The organism is Mycobacterium sp. IDUB_24 (genome assembly GCF_055419385.1).
Window position 1 is genome coordinate 127,579 of the sequence record NZ_JBVAXO010000005.1, and the last position, 19,390, is coordinate 146,968.

At 64.1% G+C, this 19,390-nt stretch carries 15 protein-coding genes; 8 read left to right on the forward strand and 7 right to left on the reverse strand.

Going from position 1 to position 19,390, the window contains the following annotated elements:
- Positions 1-10: 10 nt before the first annotated feature.
- Positions 11-1,324 carry a type III glutamate--ammonia ligase gene (gene glnT, locus ACZYZF_RS18610; RefSeq protein ID WP_463743823.1) on the reverse strand — a complete coding sequence of 438 codons (1,314 nt, stop codon included), beginning with the start codon at positions 1,322-1,324 and terminating at the stop codon, positions 11-13.
- Positions 1,325-1,457: 133 nt separating this feature from the next.
- Positions 1,458-2,711 (reverse strand): ammonium transporter, encoded by a 1,254-nt coding sequence (locus tag ACZYZF_RS18615; protein ID WP_463743824.1) that lies wholly within the window; start codon positions 2,709-2,711, stop codon positions 1,458-1,460.
- Between the two features lie 188 nt (positions 2,712-2,899).
- Between ACZYZF_RS18615 and ACZYZF_RS18620 the strand changes: the two genes are divergently transcribed.
- The 3 genes from ACZYZF_RS18620 to ACZYZF_RS18630 are packed head-to-tail and all read left to right on the forward strand — an operon-like array spanning position 2,900 to position 5,600.
- Positions 2,900-4,195: a cytosine permease gene (locus ACZYZF_RS18620; RefSeq protein WP_463836453.1), complete on the forward strand. Its 1,296-nt coding sequence runs from the start codon at positions 2,900-2,902 to the stop codon at positions 4,193-4,195.
- Positions 4,192-4,881 carry a biuret amidohydrolase gene (gene biuH / locus ACZYZF_RS18625; RefSeq protein WP_463743826.1) on the forward strand — a complete coding sequence of 230 codons (690 nt, stop codon included), beginning with the start codon at positions 4,192-4,194 and terminating at the stop codon, positions 4,879-4,881. The genes ACZYZF_RS18620 and biuH overlap by 4 nt, the downstream gene beginning before the upstream one ends.
- Complete coding sequence (locus ACZYZF_RS18630; RefSeq protein ID WP_463743827.1) at positions 4,878-5,600, forward strand: GntR family transcriptional regulator; 723 nt, start codon at positions 4,878-4,880, stop codon at positions 5,598-5,600. The genes biuH and ACZYZF_RS18630 overlap by 4 nt, the downstream gene beginning before the upstream one ends.
- Position 5,601: 1 nt before the next feature.
- Here ACZYZF_RS18630 and ACZYZF_RS18635 read toward each other — a convergent pair whose 3' ends face one another.
- Genes ACZYZF_RS18635 through ACZYZF_RS18645 form a run of 3 tightly spaced genes read right to left on the reverse strand, consistent with a single transcriptional unit; the run spans position 5,602 to position 10,020 of the window.
- Complete coding sequence (locus ACZYZF_RS18635) at positions 5,602-6,972, reverse strand: alpha/beta hydrolase (RefSeq protein ID WP_463743828.1); 1,371 nt, start codon at positions 6,970-6,972, stop codon at positions 5,602-5,604.
- Positions 6,969-8,141: a lipase family protein gene (locus ACZYZF_RS18640; RefSeq protein ID WP_463743829.1), complete on the reverse strand. Its 1,173-nt coding sequence runs from the start codon at positions 8,139-8,141 to the stop codon at positions 6,969-6,971. Before ACZYZF_RS18640 ends, ACZYZF_RS18635 begins: the two co-directional genes overlap by 4 nt.
- Positions 8,134-10,020 carry a hypothetical protein gene (locus ACZYZF_RS18645; RefSeq protein WP_463743830.1) on the reverse strand — a complete coding sequence of 629 codons (1,887 nt, stop codon included), beginning with the start codon at positions 10,018-10,020 and terminating at the stop codon, positions 8,134-8,136. Before ACZYZF_RS18645 ends, ACZYZF_RS18640 begins: the two co-directional genes overlap by 8 nt.
- Positions 10,021-10,358: 338 nt before the next feature.
- Here ACZYZF_RS18645 and ACZYZF_RS18650 point away from each other — a divergent pair, with 338 nt between their 5' ends.
- From ACZYZF_RS18650 to ACZYZF_RS18670, 5 genes are read left to right on the forward strand one after another with little or no spacing between them, the layout of a single operon-like run.
- A complete protein-coding gene (locus ACZYZF_RS18650) occupies positions 10,359-11,864 on the forward strand; it encodes a sugar transferase (protein WP_463743831.1) in 1,506 nt (501 codons plus the stop codon).
- A 32-nt stretch (positions 11,865-11,896) separates the two neighbouring features.
- Positions 11,897-13,147, forward strand: a complete 1,251-nt coding sequence (locus tag ACZYZF_RS18655) for a hypothetical protein (RefSeq protein ID WP_463743832.1) — start codon at positions 11,897-11,899, stop codon at positions 13,145-13,147.
- A 24-nt stretch (positions 13,148-13,171) separates the two neighbouring features.
- A complete protein-coding gene (locus ACZYZF_RS18660) occupies positions 13,172-14,389 on the forward strand; it encodes an MATE family efflux transporter (protein ID WP_463836454.1) in 1,218 nt (405 codons plus the stop codon).
- Between the two features lie 31 nt (positions 14,390-14,420).
- Positions 14,421-15,707 (forward strand): hypothetical protein, encoded by a 1,287-nt coding sequence (locus tag ACZYZF_RS18665; protein ID WP_463743834.1) that lies wholly within the window; start codon positions 14,421-14,423, stop codon positions 15,705-15,707.
- A gap of 16 nt (positions 15,708-15,723) precedes the next feature.
- Positions 15,724-17,280, forward strand: coding sequence for a glycosyl hydrolase family 28-related protein (locus ACZYZF_RS18670; protein WP_463836455.1), 1,557 nt, complete (start codon positions 15,724-15,726; stop codon positions 17,278-17,280).
- Between the two features lie 36 nt (positions 17,281-17,316).
- On the opposite strand, the gene ACZYZF_RS18675 is transcribed toward ACZYZF_RS18670, so the two are convergent.
- Both ACZYZF_RS18675 and ACZYZF_RS18680 read right to left on the reverse strand, forming a co-directional pair.
- Positions 17,317-18,426 carry a glycosyltransferase gene (locus tag ACZYZF_RS18675; protein WP_463836624.1) on the reverse strand — a complete coding sequence of 370 codons (1,110 nt, stop codon included), beginning with the start codon at positions 18,424-18,426 and terminating at the stop codon, positions 17,317-17,319.
- Positions 18,426-19,367, reverse strand: a complete 942-nt coding sequence (locus ACZYZF_RS18680) for a UTP--glucose-1-phosphate uridylyltransferase (protein ID WP_463836456.1) — start codon at positions 19,365-19,367, stop codon at positions 18,426-18,428. The genes ACZYZF_RS18675 and ACZYZF_RS18680 overlap by 1 nt, the downstream gene beginning before the upstream one ends.
- Positions 19,368-19,390: the final 23 nt, after the last annotated feature.

A 19,390-nucleotide genomic window follows, 5' to 3' on the forward strand; every position in this document is an offset into this window, starting at 1 on the left:
ATTTCTCCTCTCAGAACGCCGTCAGGTATTGGTCGATTTCCCACGGTGAGACGGTGCCGTGGTAGGCGAAGAACTCCGCGCGTTTGACGTCGGCGAAGTAGGAGGCGACGCCGTCGCCTGCGACGTCGAGCACGCCGGTGACGATCGAATCGGTTTCCAATGATTCGATCGCATGCAGCAGCGTGGGTGGCAGTGCCGCCGGTCCCTGGGCGCCCACCGCCCCGGGGTCGAGGCTGCGTTTGACGCCGTCGAGCCCCGCGCCCAGCGACGCGGCGATCGCGAGATACGGATTGGCCGACCCGTCACCGCCGCGCAATTCGATACGTTGACTGTCGGGCACCCGGATGTAGTGGGTGCGGTCGTTGCCACCGTAGCTCGGCTTGCGTGGGGCCCATGAGGCGCCCGACGCGGTCGAGGTGGCACCGGTTCGCTTGTAGGAGTTGACGGTTGGGGCGACGACGGACTGCAGCGCACAGGCGTGGTCCAGGATCCCGCCGATGAAGGCGTACGCCGTCTCGGACAGGCCGAGGCCCCGCTCGTCGGAATCGGCAGATCCTGCAGGGAACACCGGATTCCCACCGCTGGTCAGCGACATGTGCAGGTGCAGGCCGCTGCCGGTGCGATCGGAGAACGGTTTGGGCATGAAGGTGGCCACCATGTCGCGTTGGGCAGCGATCATCGACAACAGGTAGCGCAGGGTGATCACCCGGTCGGCGGTGGTCAGAGCGTCGGAGAATTCGAAGTTCTGCTCGAACTGTCCGTTGCCGTCCTCGTGGTCGTTGGCGTAATTGGACCAGCCCAGCGTGTTCATCGCGGTGGAGATCGCGGTGAGGTGGTCATACATCCGGGTGACGCCGCGCGCGTCGTAACAGGGCTGGGCGGCCGTGTCCGCAGCGTCGGCCGTGGCCAGCGCGCCATCGGCGTTGCGGCGCAGCAGGAAGTACTCGACCTCGGCGCCGACCCAGGGTTCGAATCCGGCGTCGGCGGCACGCTGGATCAGTCCCTTGAGGATGACCCGCGGTGCGTACGGCCACGGTGTGCCCTCGACGTGGGGGTCGCAGTGCACCAGGGCCAGGCCCTCTTTGATGAACGGTATCGGGGTGAAGGACGCCGGATCGGGGATCGCGATGAGGTCGGGGTCTTTGGGTTCCTGGCCCATGGCGCCGACCGCGTAGCCGGCGAAGCCGACGCCGTCGGTGGCCAGCAGCTCTACCGATTCAACGGGAACCAGTTTGGCGCAAGGCTTTCCGCGCAAGTCTACGAACAGCGCGAGGATGAACTTGGTGCCGGATTGTTCGGCGAGGGTGGCGAGATCGGAGGGCATAGCACCAGCACTTTCGTCTCTTTATATGAATCAAAGTATCACAGTAGGAAACATCGGCAAGCCGAGGAATCCCCGGTCACCGGCTGCCGTGGGAGCGGTCCACGGCAGCCGGGCCGGGGAATCGAACTGACTGTCAGGCGAATTCGAGCTCGTAGGCCGAATCTCGGTGGAACGCGGCGTCGATACCCTTCTCCTCTTCCTCGGAGGAGATCCGGATACCTATGGTCTTCTTGAGGACGAACGCGATGGCGAAGGCGACCACGAACGAATAGGCCATTACCGCACCGGCCGCGATCGCCTGCTTCCACAGCTGGTCGAATCCGCCGCCGTAGAACAGGCCGTTGGTGGCGTTGGGCATGCCCTCGCTGGCGAAGAAGCCGATCAGCAGGGTGCCGACCACGCCACCGACCAGGTGTACACCGACCACGTCGAGCGAGTCGTCGTAGCCCAGCTTCTCCTTGAAGCCGACGGCGTAGACGCAGATCGCCCCGGCGATGGCACCGACGAAGATCGCGCCGATCGGGGTGACCGCACCGCAGGCCGGGGTGATGGCGACCAGGCCGGTGATTGCGCCCGAGGCGGCGCCCACGCCGGTGACGTGGCCGTCCTTGAGCTTCTCGACGCCGATCCAGGCCAGGGTGGCCGCACAGGTGGCGACGAAGGTGGTCACCATTACGATCGCCGCGGAATTGCCTGCGGCCAGGGCGGACCCGCCGTTGAAGGCGTACCAGCCGGCCCACAGCATGCCGGCGCCCAGCAGGGTCAGCGGAACGTTGTGCGGCTTACGCAGCTGGCCGAACATCGCGGACTTGCCGAGCACGATCGCCACGGCCAGGGCGGCCGCGCCGGCGTTGATGTGCACGGCGGTGCCGCCGGCGAAGTCGATGGCGTGCAGCTTGTTGGCGATCCAGCCGCCGACCGAGTTCTCGGTGACGACACCGTCGAAGGCGAACACCCAGTGGGCGACCGGGAAGTACACCAGGACCGCCCAGGCGGCGGCGAAGATCATCCAGGCGCCGAACTTCATCCGGTCGGCGACCGCGCCCGAGATGAGCGCGACGGTGATGGCCGCGAACAGGGCCTGGAAGATGGAGAACAAACTGACCGGAAGCCCTGCGACCGTGGTCATGGGTTCCATGAGGTCTTTCATGCCGGCGAATTCGGTGACGCTGCCGACGAATCCGCCGTAGGACGTCCCGAAGACCATCGAGAATCCGAACAGCACCCACAGCACACCCACCAGGGCGACTGCGCCGAACGTCATCATCATCATGTTGGTCGAGCTCTTCACCGAGACCATGCCGCCGTAGAACAGGGCAAGGCCGGGGATCATCAGCGTGAGGCCGATGATGCAACACAGCATGAACGCCGTGGTTCCTGTATCCATCAACATCTCCTGGGGGTGGCGGCCCGGGCGGGCCGATCACTGGGAGTTGACGACGTTTCTGTTACGTGGACCGGCTCGTTGTGTTGCGGTGACGTAAAGCTCGGTGCCGCGCGGCGGTGAGCACCCCGTTACGGAACGTTCATCGACAGAAACGCCGGAGAAATCCGTATACCGCACCGTATACAGCCATGGATACAGCGCACGCCGAACAACACTCGGCGCTCGGTGAGGAGTACGAGAACCAGCCCGTCCCGGTGTCGGCCCGCAAGTCACTGTTCGCGGTGTCCGCGGTGTGGGTCGGGTTTCCGATGATCATGACCTCGGCCGTGTTCGCCGGCATCGTGGTCTACAACCTGGGCTTCGCCATGGGCATGGTCGCCATCGCAGTCGGCGACCTGATCCTGATGGGTTATGTGGGCATGCTGAGCTACCTCGCCGGGCGCTCGGGCAAGAACTTCGCACTCACTGCGGCGGACACCTTCGGAACCAAAGGCTTTCGCATCGTGTCGGCGTTCCTGTCCGCATTGGTGATCGGCTGGTTCGCCTTCCAGACCGGCATGGTCGGTTCCACGCTCAACCTGTCCATGGGGTGGAGTGCACCGTGGATCACCCTGCTGGCGGGGGTGTTGTCCGTGGCGCTGACGTTCGTCGGGATCCGGGCCATCTCGTGGATCGGGGTGGTGGCGTCGGTGCTGTTCATCCCGCTCGGCATCGTCGCCGTGGTGTTGGCGGCGGCCGATCACGGTATCGGCTCCGCGCTCTCCTATGGCGGCGGCGCCGGGGTGGGTGCCTTCGGCTTCGGTGTCGCCGTGACAATGGTTTTCGCGTGCTTCGCCGATTCCGGGACCATGACCGCGGACTTCACGCGATGGGCGCGCAACGGCAGGGAAGCCGCGCTGGCGGCGTTCTCCGCTTTTCCGATCGCCTACCTGATCGCTCAGTTGGCCGGGGCGTTCGTGGTCGCACTCGGTGCCGCGGCCGCACCAGGTACGGCAGGTGGTGACTTCCTGCACGTGCTGGTCGGTGGCGGCGGCATCCTGGTGCCTCTGGCGATCGTGTTCGTGTTCGTCAACCTCGGGAGCGTGTGCGCGCACTGCCTGTACAACGGTGCAGTCGGATTCGGCAACATCACCGGAAAGACCATGCGCCAGTTGACGATCGTGCTCGGTGTGGTGGGAACCGTCGCGGCCGTCGCCGGCATCTGGGCCTACTTCGCTACGTGGCTCAACATCCTCGGTGTGCTGGTGCCCCCGATCGGCATCGTGCTCATCCTCGACCAGCTGGTGTTCGCGCACCGGCGGGCCATCGCACCGCTGTGCTGGAAACCGTTCGCGGCGTGGGCAATCGGAGCTGCAGGAGCGTTGCTGACGCACTTCTATGCGCCTCAGCTCTCCGACGCGGTGGTGGCGATGGTGATCGGCGGCCTGGCATTCACCGCCCTCACCTATCTGCCGGTACGGTCGGCCGTGGTGCAGCCGGCATGACCGTCACCATCAAGGCCGCGCCCTATGTCTGGCCGTACGACGGCGATATCCCCGCCGGCCGGACCGCATTGATCAACATCGACTGGCAGGTCGACTTCTGTGGGGAGGGCGGCTACGTCGACACCATGGGGTATGACCTGTCGCTGGTGCGAACCCCGCTCGGTCCGGCGCAGGAGGTATTGGCTGCGGCCCGCGCGGCGGGATTGTTCGTCATCCATACCAGGGAGGGGCACCGGCCCGACCTGTCCGATCTGCCGGCCAACAAGCGCTGGCGTTCGGCCCAGATCGGAGCCGAGATCGGATCGGCGGGCCCGTGCGGCCGGATCCTGACCCGCGGTGAACCGGGTTGGGAACTGGTCCCCGAGATGGCCGCCCTGCCAGCCGAACCCGTGATCGACAAGCCGGGCAAGGGCAGCTTCTACGCCACCGATCTGGAGCTGGTGCTGCGCAGCCGCGGCATCACCCACATCATCTTGACCGGCATCACCACCGACGTGTGCGTGCACACCACCATGCGCGACGCCAACGACCGCGGATACGAATGCCTCGTCGTCTCGGACGCCACCGGCGCCACCGATTACGCCAACCACGTTGCGGCGCTCAACATGATCACGATGCAGGGCGGTGTCTTCGGGGCGCACGCCCCGAGCTCCGATGTGGTGGCCGCGCTCAAGGAACTGCAGTGACCGGCACGCGGGTCGAGCAACCGGTATCGCTGCGCGACCGGGTCTATGTGGACCTGGGAAAGAAGCTCATGGTCGGTGAGATCGACCACTGCACCCGGCTTGTCGAGTCCCAACTCTGCGGGACGCTCGACGTCAGCCGAACACCGCTGCGTGAAGCCCTGGTCCGGCTGCACGCCGATGGCATGCTCGAGCGGCGCTCCGACGGGTACTACCCGGTGGCCCTGGACATCGCGGGCGTCCGAGACCTCTACGAGCTGCGCATCACGATCGAACTTCGCGGCATCGCCCGAATTCTGGAAACCGACGAGCTGCGCTACGACAAGGACCGGTTGGCCGCGCTGCGGGCCGAGTGGGCCGTACTGGAAGCCAGTCCACCACCGCCAGAGGCAGACATGGTGTTGATGGACGAGTCGTTCCACATCTCGTTGTGCACTGCATCGGGCAATTCGGCGATGGTCGCCGCGCTCGACAACGTCAACCGGCGCATCCGGCTCATCCGGATGTACGACTTCGTCACCGAGGAGCGGGTGGCCGCCACCATCACCGAACACCTCCAGATCGTCGATCTCCTGTTGGACGATCAGCTCGATGCCGGCCGCAAGGCCTTGCACGAGCATGTCGGGGCGAGCTTCGAGGTCGTCGAACGGCGTGCTCTGCGGGCCTTGAGTGCCCGAGCACTCGGTCAGTCGGTCACCTCGCTGGAGGTGTTGTGGGGGTGAGCTACTTTCCGTCCGCCCCGGGCAGCGCCCTGTCCCGCGCATAGGGAGTGCCGAGCTCACTGGCTAGCCAGGGCAGGGATGCCTCGAAGGCCGCGCCGGCCGACTGGAAGTCATGGTCGCCGGTGTAACCCACAACCGAGCATTCGATGTTGTAACCGCTGAGCAGGGTGCACAGCTTATTGGCGTTGGGAGCGTGTTCCTCCGAGAAGGTGTCCCAATCCTCGACGGCGTCAGGGGGCGGTGGAGTGGTACCGGCGTCGCGGTGGACGGTCGGCGTGTCATCGGCGACGCCGAGCCAGGCCGCCATGTTGTCGTACGGGCCGTGTTGGGTGATCACGGTCTTGGGGTCGTACGCTGCCCAGGCCTTCTCGTCTCCACCGAAAAGCCGTGCGACAGTTTGGTCCTTGGTGCCTGCGTTGGGGCCGAGGGTGCCGTCGAGCCAGACGATGGCGCTGAACATGTCGGGGTTCCGAACCGCAGTGACCAGGGAGCAGGTCGCGCCCGATGACCAGCCGGCCAGACCCCAATTCTCGGCCTTCGGGCTGACCCCGAAACGCGAGATCATGTACGGAACCAGGTCTTTGGTCAGATGTGAGGCAGCATTACCGCGGGTGCCGTCGACGCATTCGGTGTCATTGCTGAACTTACCTGAGATGTCGGGAAATACGAAGATGGGCGCGTTGCCGTGATGCAGCGCGGCGTAGTCGTCCAGTGTTTGCAGGGCGCTTGTCGACTGGAGCCAGTCGTTGGGATGATTGAACTCGCCACCCATCATGATCACGGCCGGCAATTGCGGTGGTGGATTGCTGGCGAACCAGGCCGGCGGGAGATACACCACTTCGGTGCGGTGCGCGAAACCTGATGCATCGGCGGGAATGTCGACTCGCACCACGGTTCCGCGGGTCGGTACCTCTCCCTTCTGTTGAAGTGCGGCGAGCTGGGATTCATCGATCCACTGTTCGGGCTCGGTTTGAGTAATCCGAAGCCAAGCTGCCTTGACGGTAGGCAGGTAGCCGGTGGCGGTGTTGAGCGCGGCGAACCCGCACACGACAACCAACACCACGGACAGCACCGATACCAGCCGGCGCCACCACGCACTGCCGCCCCAGCCGGCGATCAGGATCGTTGCGCTGAATCCCAGCATCGCCGTCCAGAACACGGTTCCGAAAGCGATGGCCTCGGCGGACCAGCCTTGGTCGCGTACGAAAAGTCGAGCGGCGGCGGCGAGGCCCACGCCGACAAGTACGGCTGTGAGCAGCCAGCGCCGCATCCACTCCCGGGACCGGCCGCGGCCGATCGACACCACGATCGCGATCAGGGCAAGCAGTTGGAGGGTTATCGGGATCAAGCCGTTGGTCAGGGACAGGTTCATTTGGTTCGGCCCTCACAATCGTTCGGGGCTGCCTCCGATTTGAATCGGTCACCGATCCAAGCCAGTGTCTCGGCTGAATCAGGCTGTGGCTGTGGGTTTTTCCGGATCGTGATGGTGTCGCCCAACTTGCACGCCGCCGTGAGCGCGGTATCGGTCCACGTACCCGGGCTGAAAGGATCGCCATCGTTGTAGACCACGAGCATCGGCGCTCGTGTCGGCCCCTGCGGCAGAGTGGCCTTGGATAGGAAACCCTGCAGCGTAGATGCGGCATCTGCGTCGGCCGGTTGCAGGTCCGTGGCCGGGATCTGTCCGGCGACCTGCTCCGCGGTCGGATCGGACTGGCAGGCTAGAAGCGCGTCCCAGTGCTGTTGGGCGGCGCCGCGGCGAAACTCGTCGAGGTGGATCGCGTCCGGGTACGCGGCTTCCAGGCCGGCAAGGAATCTCGCGAGCATCACCTTCTGCTCGTTACTCAACGTGGCGTTCTTCGCGGCTTCCAAGAGTCCGTCGATGTCAGATATCGGCGAAATGCTGACTGAGCCGGCGAGTTCGAGCTCGTAGGAGTAGTTGTCCGCGAGCTCATTGGCCGCCCAGGCGGCTTGCCCGCCCTCTCCGATCCCCATCGGCAGCCAGGACGCCGACGACTGCGGCACCGCGACATGGGCTGCCTGGACCGCGTCAACAATGTTGTAGCCGGCGGTAGTCGAATCCAGATACGGGTTGTATTGGTTGCCGTCGTCCTCATCGGAAGGCTTGCCCAGACCCTGGAAGTCCGGAACCGCCACGACATAGTGTGCCTTCAGCAACGCCTCTATCGTTGGCGCGAGACCCAGCAGCGTGGGTGAAAGAGACGGCGCGCATTCCGGTGCAATGCCGGTAGTTCTGTTGGACAGCGCGACGATCGGGAATCCGCCCTCCGGCGCATCGCCCTTTGGGACGAAAACCGAAGTTGTCACCTGGGATTGAGTGTCATCGATGCCCGAGCGCGAGATGTGAGTGACGACGTCCATCGATGCAGCGGCGTTGCGCACAGGGTCGACGACATTCGTCAGCGGAACAGAGCCGAGGTTGTGCGGCGCCTCCTCCCCGGAATCCGAATTGGGTTTGGACGGCGATCCACAACCAGCGAGCACCACCATGGCGGCGGAGAGCAACACCAATCCCTTACGCATCAACAGATCTCCTTGTTCTGCGCCGCCACAACCCAATTCCGGCAATCGCCGCCAGCGCGACCAGTGCTACGCCCCCGGCGATCTCGAGTGCGTGGCTTCGGCCATCCGACGGGGTGAGCCTGGATCCGTTGTCATCATCGCGGATGGACGCGGCGACCGGGACGCCCGCCGCCCCGGCGGCCAGCACATCCCCGGTGAGGTGCGACCAGCCGATGTCCGGTCTGTCGAGGTAGTCGATCAGTGGATCCACCAGGGTCCACGCATCAGTGGTCGTGATCAGCGCGACGGTTCGGTTGCGAGGTTCGTCGGCAAAAACCTGAATCGAGCCGAGGCCCCGATTGATGTCCGCGCGCAACTGCGTAGGCAGTTCGACGGTGATCGCCGAGCCCGTGCCGCCCAACGGTGGGTTCAGCGTTGTCTGCTTGAGGGTGTTGGCGTTTGCCACGATCAGCGCCGAGTCGGAAGCTCCGGCGGCCGCCTTGATGTCCACGACCTGAGGCATCAGTTGGGCTTTCGTTTGGCGAGCCAGATCAGTGAGCACGCGCGTGGCGTAGCTGAGCTGGTTCGGACTGGTCCCGTCGAGCGCCACGTAGAACTTCGGGCTGAACTCTGATGGCAGGGAATCGAACCCGCCGGGCGCCGGCCCGCCGCGCTTTACGGTCACGCTCGACTGCTGGTCGACCTGAAAGGTGAGGGGCGCGATCATGGGCCCACACAACTGACGGGGGCTGTAGGTGAGGGCGAAATCGAGGGCGACCTGTTGTGTGAGCGTCCGCTGTGGCAGGTCGAAGGTTGTATCGAGCCTGCCGGTTGGATCGAGGGCCTGGGTGTGGACGACGATGCCGTTGGCGCGCACCAGCACCGTCGCGGCGTCTTCTTTGGCCACCGGTGTGTAGTGGGCGAGCAGATGCACCCGGGCACTCTCGATACGGCCGGCGCCCAGGGCGGCGCGATCGGTGCTGACGGCGATGTTCCCGGACCGGAGCACCTCGGCCCGACCCTTCATGCCCAGTTGGTCGAACGTCATGGTGTCGATGGTGGGCTTGGCGTCGCTGCCTGCTTGGTAGACCCTGGCGGTGTCGACCTGCGCCAGCGCCTGCAGTTCGTTGACGATCAACGATGTCTGTGCGGTCAATTCATCGCCGCGACCTGACAACCGGAGAAATACTCCGGGGGTACCGGGATTGGTGACAGTGAGGCCGGCAGGACCACGTTCGACGACAACGGCGCGGGTGAACTGACCGGACGGCGGCGGGGTCGCCCCGCGCGCTTGGCTGACGACGGTGATGCCGAGGGGTTGGGGCGCGTATTCCCGCACCAGGGCCGACGCCAGGGTGAGCACTGCTTGTTGTTCGGAAGCGTCGGCGTCGTTCGGCGCATAGACCGTGACGCGCTGTAGCACGGGCGGAAAGAACGTGCCGACCGTCGCGGGCGCCGGCTCCGTTCCGGTGAAATCGGCCTCCAGATCGCTGATCTGCAGCTGTTGCATGGGTCCACAGATCTGGCCGGTGCCATCCACCTGGCGCACCGTGAACGACAGTCCGATCGCTGAACTCCGAACGCGCGCAGCCGAAATGTCAACGGTGAAGGGCGTGACGGCCTGATTGGCCGCCACCGGCGGCAAATTCACCGCACCCAGAAAGCCGCCGTTCGGGTCGGAGACCTCCAGGAAACCTGCGCCGAGATTCACCGGGGCATGGATCAGGCCGTGCAGCCTGACGGCGGCGAGCCCGGCAGGTACCGGCACATCGAAATCTTGGTTGCTGTTCGGGGCGTTGAGGTTGATGGTGCGGGGCAGGCCCAGGGACGGCCAGGACAGTGTGACGGTGCCGGGCTCGGTGTCCGCCGCCGCCGGCGCGGCGAGGGCACTCGCGGCCACGAGCAGCGCGAAGATCAGCCGGAATGTTTTTATCGGGAGCGTAAACCGCCGCGGAGCGGCGGTCCGCCCAATGTGCGGCAGGTAATCCGAATCGGGCGAGGACGATGTACGGATCGGATTCACGATTCTCCCGTTTTGCGGAAACCCACACTGGCGTCGGACTATACCGGCGAGTGGCGGGCCAAGCGGTCGGGTTCGCCCGGATGTTCGGCAACCGAAATCGTTGTCGAGCCAAAACTTACGGGCCATAATCACGGGACGTAATGTGGCGGGTGAAGGAGACGGCCACATGTCATATGCCGAGTTTTCGTCCCGACCCAACGTCTGGTGGACCGCCGATGAATGAGCATCTGACCACGTCACCCGAGGTGAAGGCCAACTCTTTCGGCAGTCCGGATGTCGCACCCGCGCAGGCGCGGGCCCAAGCCCGTAGGTGGCGAACCGCGTATCACCGGCGGGTGGTGCTCGCCGACGTGTTGGTCCTTGTGGCTACCGGCATTCTTGCCGAATGGCTCGGATCGTTGCGGCATACCCGCGGGTTCGCTGACACTCTGCATTCAACGATTTTTGCCGCGTTCGTCGGCATCCTGTGGTTCGCTGCGCTCAGTTACACGCAGTCGCGTGATCTTTCGTTGGTGGGTCAGCAGGCCGAGGAGTTTCGGCGTGTTGCGGTGGCCACGTTCGCGACCTTCTTCTTGACCGCGACGGCCGACGTATTCCTCTCCAACCCGGTTTCGCGTCTGCAGTTCGCCGCGTTCGCGTTCGGGGCCCTCGGCCTGACCCTCGCCAGGTTTCTGTTGAGAGCCGACGTGCGCCGACGCAGGAAACACGGCGAGTACATCTCCCGCGTCGTGGCGTTGGGCGAACCCGGCGCGGCGCGTACGTTGAGTGAATACTTTGCTCGTTCGCCGAGTGCCGGGTACCGGGTGGTTGGCGTATGTTTCCCCGACGCCGGTGATCGGATCGGACAAAATGTCGATTTGCCCGCCGGATCCGTTCCCATCCTCGGTTTCAACGACGACAGTGAGATCGAGGCCGCGGTGGAATCCGCGGGAGCCGACACTCTCGCGGTGGTCTATTCCGGGCATTTGGCGCCCGAGCGGGTCAAGTTCTTGGCGTGGCGAATGCAGGCGATCAACACTGAATTCATCGTCGTCCCAGGATTGACCGAGGTGGCCGCCCACCGGCTGCACTTGCGACCGCTTGAGAATTTGCCGTTGTTCGTTGTCGAAGAGCCCACCCATGACGCCATGTCGATGGTTTCCAAACGAGTGCTGGATGTCGTCCTGTCGGTCATTGGATTGGTAGTGGCGCTTCCGGTCATCGCGCTCGCCGGGCTGGCCATCAAACTCGATGACCGGGGCCCCGTCTTCTACAAACAGCAACGGGTGGGAATGAATGGCAAGCCGTTCAAGATCATCAAGTTGCGAAGCATGTACGTGGATACGGATAAGACGGCGCAGCCGGAAAGCCACCGGCACGGCAGCATGTTCCACAAACGAACCTCCGATTCATGTGTGACGAGGGTCGGCAAGGTTCTCCGAGCCACGAGTATCGACGAGTTACCCCAGCTGTTCAATGTGCTCGGGGGGTCGATGAGCGTCGTCGGGCCCCGGCCGCTGGCCGTCGGAGAAGCGGGATCGGACGCGGCCTTCATCGAGCACCGGGAACATGTCAAACCTGGAATGACGGGGTTGTGGCAGGTGTCTGGGCGGTCGGACCTGGAGGACAAGGACCGGGTCCGGCTCGATGTGTCGTATGCCGGCAACTGGTCGGTCGTTGGGGATCTGGTGATCATCTGGCGTACCGTTGGCGCTGTTCTGAAGCGTAAAGGTGCATATTGACCGCAGTGAACGTATCGGCCTCAGCAAATGCTTTGACGACTGCCAAGAAGTTCGAGGCACGCGACTGGTTCACGCAGTTGCTTGCCGGGGCACTCGTCGGCGTTGGAATTGGTGCGATTCTCGGTGCCTTTCTGTTCGGCGCGATGGCGGCGGACACGACGGCAACGGCGCTCGTGCGGATCAAGGAACCGCCGGACCTGGTGGCCATTGCCGGCGGGGCGGTCCAATCGACACCCGTCCTTCCCGACAACACAGAACGGTATGTGGCAGGCGAGGTGGCCTACCTGACAGGCGATGGGTTTGCGCAGGCGGTCGGCGCGCGGCTCGGCCTCACCAAGCCCCCGAAACTGAAGGTGGTGCAGGAGGGGCGCTCATCGGTGGTGTCCATCACCAACACCTCCCCTTCGCGCCCCGACGCGATCAGGGCAGTGCAGACAACCATCGACCTGTATGGGCAACAGGTGGCGGCGCGAACCGATCGGCAGCTGCAGACCATCCTTCCGCGACTGGACCAGTCGGAGCAGGCCGCGAACAATCCGGACGAAATCCAGAAAATACGGGAGGTGCGCGACCGGATTCGGCTGCAGGCCGCGCAGGCCGGCACGCTGCCAGTGCTGGAGCCGCCGACACCTGACTATGTGAGCTCCCACCGGTTGCTGATCGGTGCGGTCCTCGGCGGCTTCTTGGGTGGCGCGCTGGCCCCGTTGATACTTATGGCCCGCAGAAAGCGGTCCGGACGCGTGACGCTGGCTTCGGGTGCATCTGGCCTGGCCGATTCTGTCGACCGCATCCTCATTCCGGTGGTCGATCTCCAACAGCCACCCCGCTCGGAGTGGGGCGACAACCAAATCACCCTCGGTCGCAAGCTGTATGCGCAACTGGGCGCACCGGCCGCAGGCCGGACGATTGTCCTCATCGGCGCTTCGCCTTCGTCGGGGACCTCCACAGTGGCGGCAGTGCTGGAATTGGCCGCAGCCGAGCGCGGGCCGGTGCATCTGACGAACGTTCTGGGCACCCGGCCGGATCCCGAGACGACCGTCATCGTGAAGGCCGGGCCGATAGGTGCATCGGAATCGATTCCCGAGGCGATCGCCTCGGCCACCGACCTTGTCCTGGTTTCCCGCCTCGGCGTCGACACCGATGAGCAAGTTCACCTCGCCCTCTCGTCGGCGGCATCGAGCGACGCCCCCCTGAGCGCAGTCTTCACCTCGCTGCCGTGGTGGTACTTCCGCCGTATGTCGGATCGGGGACCGGTACACCATGCTGACAGCCCCGACGACTAAGTGTCCGGCCGCTCGTAACGGGAGGTGTCCTTGACCGGAAGGTTGCTTGAGAGCAAGGCGTTCCATGCAGTGGTGCAGGTCATCGCCGGACTGGGCCTGAACATCTTTCCCGCTATCTTCATCGCCGTCTACGCCCGGCTCGCGCCGATCGAGGTGCAGGGTTTTCTGGCGCTCGCGCTGACCGTGGGCGTATATGTAGCCCAGTTGATCAATGCGTTCATCATCGAAGGACGTCTCGCCACACCGGGAGCCGACCAGAACTTCTGCCTGCCGATATGGGTCGCCTTGGTGAGCGTGGGATCGGGGGCGCTACTGATCTTCGGGCCAGCTGTCGCGATACCGGCCGTGCTGATCATCAGCGCGATCGGGTTGATGACCGGCATGCTGGTGGGCCGCTCGATCGGAATGGTCAGCGGCAGATGGAAACGCGAAGCGGTGGCCTCGATGACCCTGATCGTCTCCGGTGTGATTGCGCTGGTACTCGCTATCGGACACAACGGCCACAGTGTTCGGGTATTGGCGGCGGGTGCCGTTGCCGCGACATTGATGCGCTACCTGCCACGTACCCCGTTCGGGCGTTCGGGGATGCCACCTGACCTCGGCAAGGCCAGTTGGGTCACGGCAGAGACGGCGGTGGTGGGCGCCGTTGTGCCGGCCATGACGTCTGCCGTGCTGGTTGCCATGGGCCCGGCGTCCTCGGTGGCGTTTCGAGTCATCTCGACGGTGTCGGGTGCCTTGGAACCGATCATCGCCTACGGCAGATACCGCCTGCTGTCCCACGCGAACATGCGTGAGGCAGCCATGGTCGGCGTGATCTTCGTGGCGGGTCTTGTCGCTGTCCTCATCGCAGCCTTCGGTGGGTTCGGTCGGCTCGTCTTCGGACCCGCCTGGAGCAATGTCGGAGTAATCGCCCTGCTGCTGGCTTGCCTGTGGAAGGGCTTGATGCTGCTGTCCACCGTTCCGTTCGCTGCCTTGCGAAAAGCGGGGGAGACCACCGTCGTCTTCTGGTGCCGCGCGGTCAGCACAGTGGCATATCTCGCGATCGGGCTGGCGTTCATGTTTGTCTGGCACTCGACTATCGCCATCTTCCTCGCGTTCGTGATCGCCGAGATCTTCACCGGCATGTTGTACCGCCAGGTGGCGCGCAGATATATCGCTGATTTCGAAGGGGCCGTCGATGTGGTGGCCCGCAAGCTGCGATCCGGTCGGCGGTCGGCAACCGGCGGCGATGGTGTTCAATAGTGAATTAGGCTCGGCTGCAACAACTTCGGTCATGCCGAGGTGGTTCACCCCAGCCTTGTTCATCCTGGGCCCGGTCGCAATGTCCTTCACCGCATGGGTAGCGTTGGCGGCCTGGCGCAACCGCTCATACCGCTTCGGTCCGTTCGACGAGCTCTCAGGCTGGCAGATACCCTCATCGGTCGAGCCGAAAGGTATTGTCCTGCTGGTGCTGTGGTATGCCACCATGGTCGCGGTGGCGACCCTGGGCTGGCGGATCGGTTCGGCGGGCCGGCCACCCAGCCAAAGGGTGATGGCAGCGACGGCCAGTCCACGCTTCGAAAAGCGATACTTCCTGCTGATATCGGCCATCGCAACCGTCGGCGTCGGCTACACCTACGTCCAGATCGCGAGCGCCACCTCGATCCTCGGCGCACTGACCTCCCAGCAGGCAAATGCGTTCAGCCAGTCCATCTCCCAATCCGCCGGCATCGGAACACTTCGCTACGCCCCTATCCTCGCCGCTCCACTGGGCATCTACCTGTGGCGGAAGAAAGTCATCGGTTGGCCGTTGATGACCGCTGGTGTAGCTCTGCTGTTGTTGGACGCGGTGATATCGAGTCGGTTGTCGTTATTGATGGCAACCGTCGTTTACCTCGTGATCTGGGCAAAGACAGCGAGTCCCTCACGCCGGCCCGGTGGCCGGCGTCGCCTTTGGATGGCGATGATCGCGATTCTCGTCGTCGGGTTCTCTCTCCTGGCGGCGCTCAACTATTTCCGTAATGCCAATTACTATCGCGATGCCGGCATCACCAATCCGGCGGAGATGAACTTCTTCCAGATGGGTGCATACCTGTCTGTTCCCGCACAGGTGTCGCTCGGGGGTGCGGGTGCGATCATGCTGGGAACCTGGGAGAAGAACGGTGATCCGGTCGATTCCTTCAACGCAATCGAGCCGACGTTCCTGCAGTTCAACAAGGTGTCCAAGGACAACAGCTGGAAAGGTGACGAGGTCTACGGCTACTCCGCGTCATTCGGACCCAGTTTCTTCACGAACTCCGTATTCGCCGACACCTATGCCGATTTCGGGGCATGGGGCTGGTACTACACATTTCTCCTCTACGGATTCTGCGGATTCCTGTTGGCCAAGATTGTCCGCTACAACACCATGATCGCAGCATCGGGCGGCGTCTTGGCCTACTGCTTCTCCGAGGTATGGCGCATCCAGATCGTGAGCTACGGCTTCGTCATCTTCCTGCTGCTGTCGACGGTGGGCTGTGCGGTGATCGCGGCACGCTGGCCGTTCGGGTCGAAGCGGAACACAGCCGCTGGTATGAGTTGACAGACGGAGCGAAGCGGTGAGCATCCCCCGACGATCGGTGCTATCCGCGGTGGCGTTGGCAGCATTGGCGGGGTATGTGCCGGCAAAGAGGGAGTTTTCAGTCAACGTGCGCGACTACGGCGCCACCGGAGATGGTGAGACCGACGACTCAGCGGGAATCCAGGCGGCGGTTCGAGTGCTGAGGTCGGGCGACACCCTGTACTTCCCGAGCGGGAAGTACAGGTTCGCCGAGCAGAACCCGCCCGGCATGGCCGCGATTTCGATCACCGGAATCTCCGATGTAGCGATCGAATTCGACAGTGGTGCAGAACTGGTCATGGACAACCTCGATGAGGACGACGGCACAGGGACCAGCCACGGAATCCTGATCACCGGTCCGGCTTCGCGCATCGCACTACGCAATGTGAAGATTCGGTGGTCATCCCGGCCGCCGCGCTCACTGGGCGACGGGATCAGGATCATCGGCTATCCAACTGGACTTGGCGGCCCACCGCGCGGCTGGAGTGGAGAGCCGGCCCCGGTCAGCAATGTGGCCCTGTCGGGCTGCGAGATCCGCTCCAGTCCGCAGGCCGGCGTGATCGTCATCGGGGCGTCTGATATCGATGTGACCGACTTGCAGGTCCATGACACATCCGCCGACGGCCTGCATTTCAACGCGTGCCGACGCGCGCGCATCCGCCGACTGACCGCAACCGACAACGGCGACGACGGACTCGCACTGGTGACCGAGTATTCCGATCCACCCCTCTTCAAGAGCAATGAGCAGACCTTCGCCTTCCCCGAACTAACGGATTGGTCGAACGCGGATTTCGCGATCACGGATGTCAAGATTTCCGGTGGACGGGCCAACGGCGTTCGACTCTCGGGTGCCAATCGAGTACAGCTCAGCACGCTGAGCGTGCGGGAGAAGCGAGGCGGAGCTGGTGTCATGGTCGACTCGACGGCCGAGATCACCGCGGAAAGCGAGTGGCAGCATGTGGCGTCTCGTCGCGTGCGGCTGGAAGACATCTCCGTTTCCGGCTGCGAGATGGGCATCCAGGTGCTTGCGCGTCCGGGTTCCCGCGCGGACGGCCGGTTCACCGATTTCGACGTGACCGCGCGCAACGCGGAAATTCGCAACTGCACCAACTGGGCGGTACGGGCGGAATCCCTGACGGCGCAACCCATCACCGGATTTGGACTCTCCACGTGTACCGTCGGCGCGATATCGGTGTCCGAGGGCAACGGTGGTGTGGGACTGGGCAACACGCGTGGGCTGACTCTCGACAAGGTTTCGGTTACCCATTCCGAACTAGCCGTGATCTTCCTCGCGGAAAATACACATGGCCTGGCGGTCGACACGCTGAAGCTGGCGGTTACCCAGGCGACCCAACCGGAGGATCTGTCGATACCGTGCGCGTACTTCGACAACTGCGAGGGCAGGATCACCTCGATGGACGTCAGTTGGCCGCAGGCACCCGCATCATGGATTCCGGTTCAGCTCACCATCGAGACGTTCAGGGCGCAGACATTGGCGGTAGAGGAGCTGACCGTGACACCGGCCTCGGTCACCAATCGTCTGGGCGTCGGCTAGGGCTTGGGGCTCACTCGACGCCCGAAGGCGGATACGTCAACCCAGCACTTCGTCCAAGACTTTTTGCATCTTCGCCCGGAAGTTGGCCTCCGAGAATCCTTCTGCCCACTCTCGGATGTGAGCGCCGTCGTACGCCGAAGGATCGAAGGTCTTCATGGCCGAGACGAATCCGTTGATTACTTCGTGATCGCTACCCGGAGTGACGAGCGCCCCAGTGGACTCCGGGACGACGCTGTCGAGGGCGCCCCCTGCCCCGAGTGCGATCACGGGCGTGCCGGTTGCCATCGACTCGACCGGCACGATCCCGAAGTCTTCGATCCCCGGCATGAGCAATGCGCGCGCACGGCGGTGCAAGCTGAGCAACTGGTCGTGTGGGACTCTGCCGAGGAACGTCACGTTGGGACCCGCAAGGTCTTGGCACTGCTTCATCGATCGCCCGTCTCCGGCGACCACGAGCCGCGCACCAGCTCGGGTTGCCGCGGCGATCGCGAGGTCCGGTCGCTTGTACGGCACCAGCCTCCCGGCGAGGAGGAAGAAGTCCTCGCGTTCGACCGACGGGTCCGGGGTAAACCCTTCGGTGTCGACAGGTGGGTGAACCACCGTCGAATCACGGTTCCACCATTGGCTGATTCGCTGGGCTACCGCCGTCGAATTGGCGACGATGTGGCGCAACTTCGGTGCGGCCGCACTTTCGCCTCTCTTGGCTATGCGACCCAGAACTGCGAGGGCGGCCGCGCCGGCCCACCCGCCTGCCTCTTGGGCGCGCATGGAGGGTTCCCATGCCCACCGAGCCGGGCTGTGCACGTAGGCGATGACCGGAGCATCCGTTGCGAACACCGCTTGAGTGGCAAAGGCATGATGGCTCACCACCACGACGTCGAAGTCGTGCAGATCCATGTGGCGGAAAGCTGCCGGAATCAGCGGCGCAAGCGGCGCATACGAGCGTTGCCCGAGAAGGCGGTAGCCGGAGTTCAGCCACGTTGCATGCGGAGGTCGGGTGATGCCGTCCGGGATACTGCCCGGTTTGGTTATCGCGGCGAAGATTTCAGCATCAGGCCATTGCAGCGCTAGTTGTTCGACTACTTGCTCCGACCCAGCGATCTCGGTGAAGCGCTCGTGGACAATGGCGATTCTGCTGTCCGACATCACCTGTCCCCTCCGATTTCGTGTGCGATCGTGTGCAACAGCGGTCCGTCGAGTTGCGCCGCCAGATCGCGTAGAACCGGGCCGTATTCGGGGTGGGCCAATGCGAAGGCGAACTGCGCGACCAGATAGTCGGCGGGATTGCCTGTATCGCACCAATGTCCCTGGATCACCTGGCCGTAGACGGCATGGTCCTTGGCGTAGGCGTTGATGGCGTCGGTCAGGTAGATCTCGCCGGTCTGATCGCCCTCGTACCAGCGTTTGGTCTGCTGGCGCAATTCGTCGATGACACCGGGTGTGATGACGTAGCCGCCGATCGCGGCGTAATCCGACGGAGCCTCGTTCGGCTGCGGTTTCTCGACGATGCCGGTGATCCGCAGCAGCCCGCCGTCCAGATCCTCCTTGATGATCGGCACGCCATACCGACGTGAGTCCTCGGGGGCCATAGGCATCAACGCCAACACGGGGGATGCCGTCTGCTCGTAGGCCCGGATCAGCTGCTGGGCGCGGGGCACTTCGGCGACGAACACATCGTCGGGCCAGAGCACGAGCACCGGCTCATCGCCGAATGAGCGTGAGGCGTTGAGCACTGGGGTGCCGTTGCCGTATGGACCGTGCTGATGGAGATAGGTGATGTGGCCGCGGGCGGACAGCTGCCCGACTTCTTCGACGGCGTCGGCGTATGCGTCTTTTCCGTCTCTTCGCAGCTGGTCCCTGAGCGTCGCATTCGGACGAAAGTGCTCCTGTATCAATGTTTTCTCACCGGAGACCACGATGGTGATGTCGGTGATGCCGGAGTTGATCAGCTCTCGCACCGTGTGTTCGATGACAGGCTTGTCGCCGACCGGCAACATCTCCTTGGGGATGGCTTTGGTCAGGGGCAGCAGGCGTGAACCGATGCCGGCCGCGGGAATGACGGCTTTGCGGATGGTCTGTTGTGCCATGTGTTTCCTCTCCGTCAGGTGTC

Coding starts and splice junctions, on each gene's coding strand:
- ACZYZF_RS18615 (WP_463743824.1), bottom strand. CDS start 2,711: ATGGATACAGGAACCACGGCGTTCATGCTGTGTTGCATCATCGGCCTC.
- ACZYZF_RS18635 (WP_463743828.1), bottom strand. CDS start 6,972: ATGAACCTGTCCCTGACCAACGGCTTGATCCCGATAACCCTCCAACTG.
- ACZYZF_RS18665 (WP_463743834.1), top strand. CDS start 14,421: ATGCCGAGGTGGTTCACCCCAGCCTTGTTCATCCTGGGCCCGGTCGCA.
- ACZYZF_RS18640 (WP_463743829.1), bottom strand. CDS start 8,141: ATGCGTAAGGGATTGGTGTTGCTCTCCGCCGCCATGGTGGTGCTCGCT.
- ACZYZF_RS18680 (WP_463836456.1), bottom strand. CDS start 19,367: ATGGCACAACAGACCATCCGCAAAGCCGTCATTCCCGCGGCCGGCATC.
- ACZYZF_RS18620 (WP_463836453.1), top strand. CDS start 2,900: ATGGATACAGCGCACGCCGAACAACACTCGGCGCTCGGTGAGGAGTAC.
- ACZYZF_RS18650 (WP_463743831.1), top strand. CDS start 10,359: ATGAATGAGCATCTGACCACGTCACCCGAGGTGAAGGCCAACTCTTTC.
- ACZYZF_RS18675 (WP_463836624.1), bottom strand. CDS start 18,426: ATGTCGGACAGCAGAATCGCCATTGTCCACGAGCGCTTCACCGAGATC.
- glnT (WP_463743823.1), bottom strand. CDS start 1,324: ATGCCCTCCGATCTCGCCACCCTCGCCGAACAATCCGGCACCAAGTTC.
- biuH (WP_463743826.1), top strand. CDS start 4,192: ATGACCGTCACCATCAAGGCCGCGCCCTATGTCTGGCCGTACGACGGC.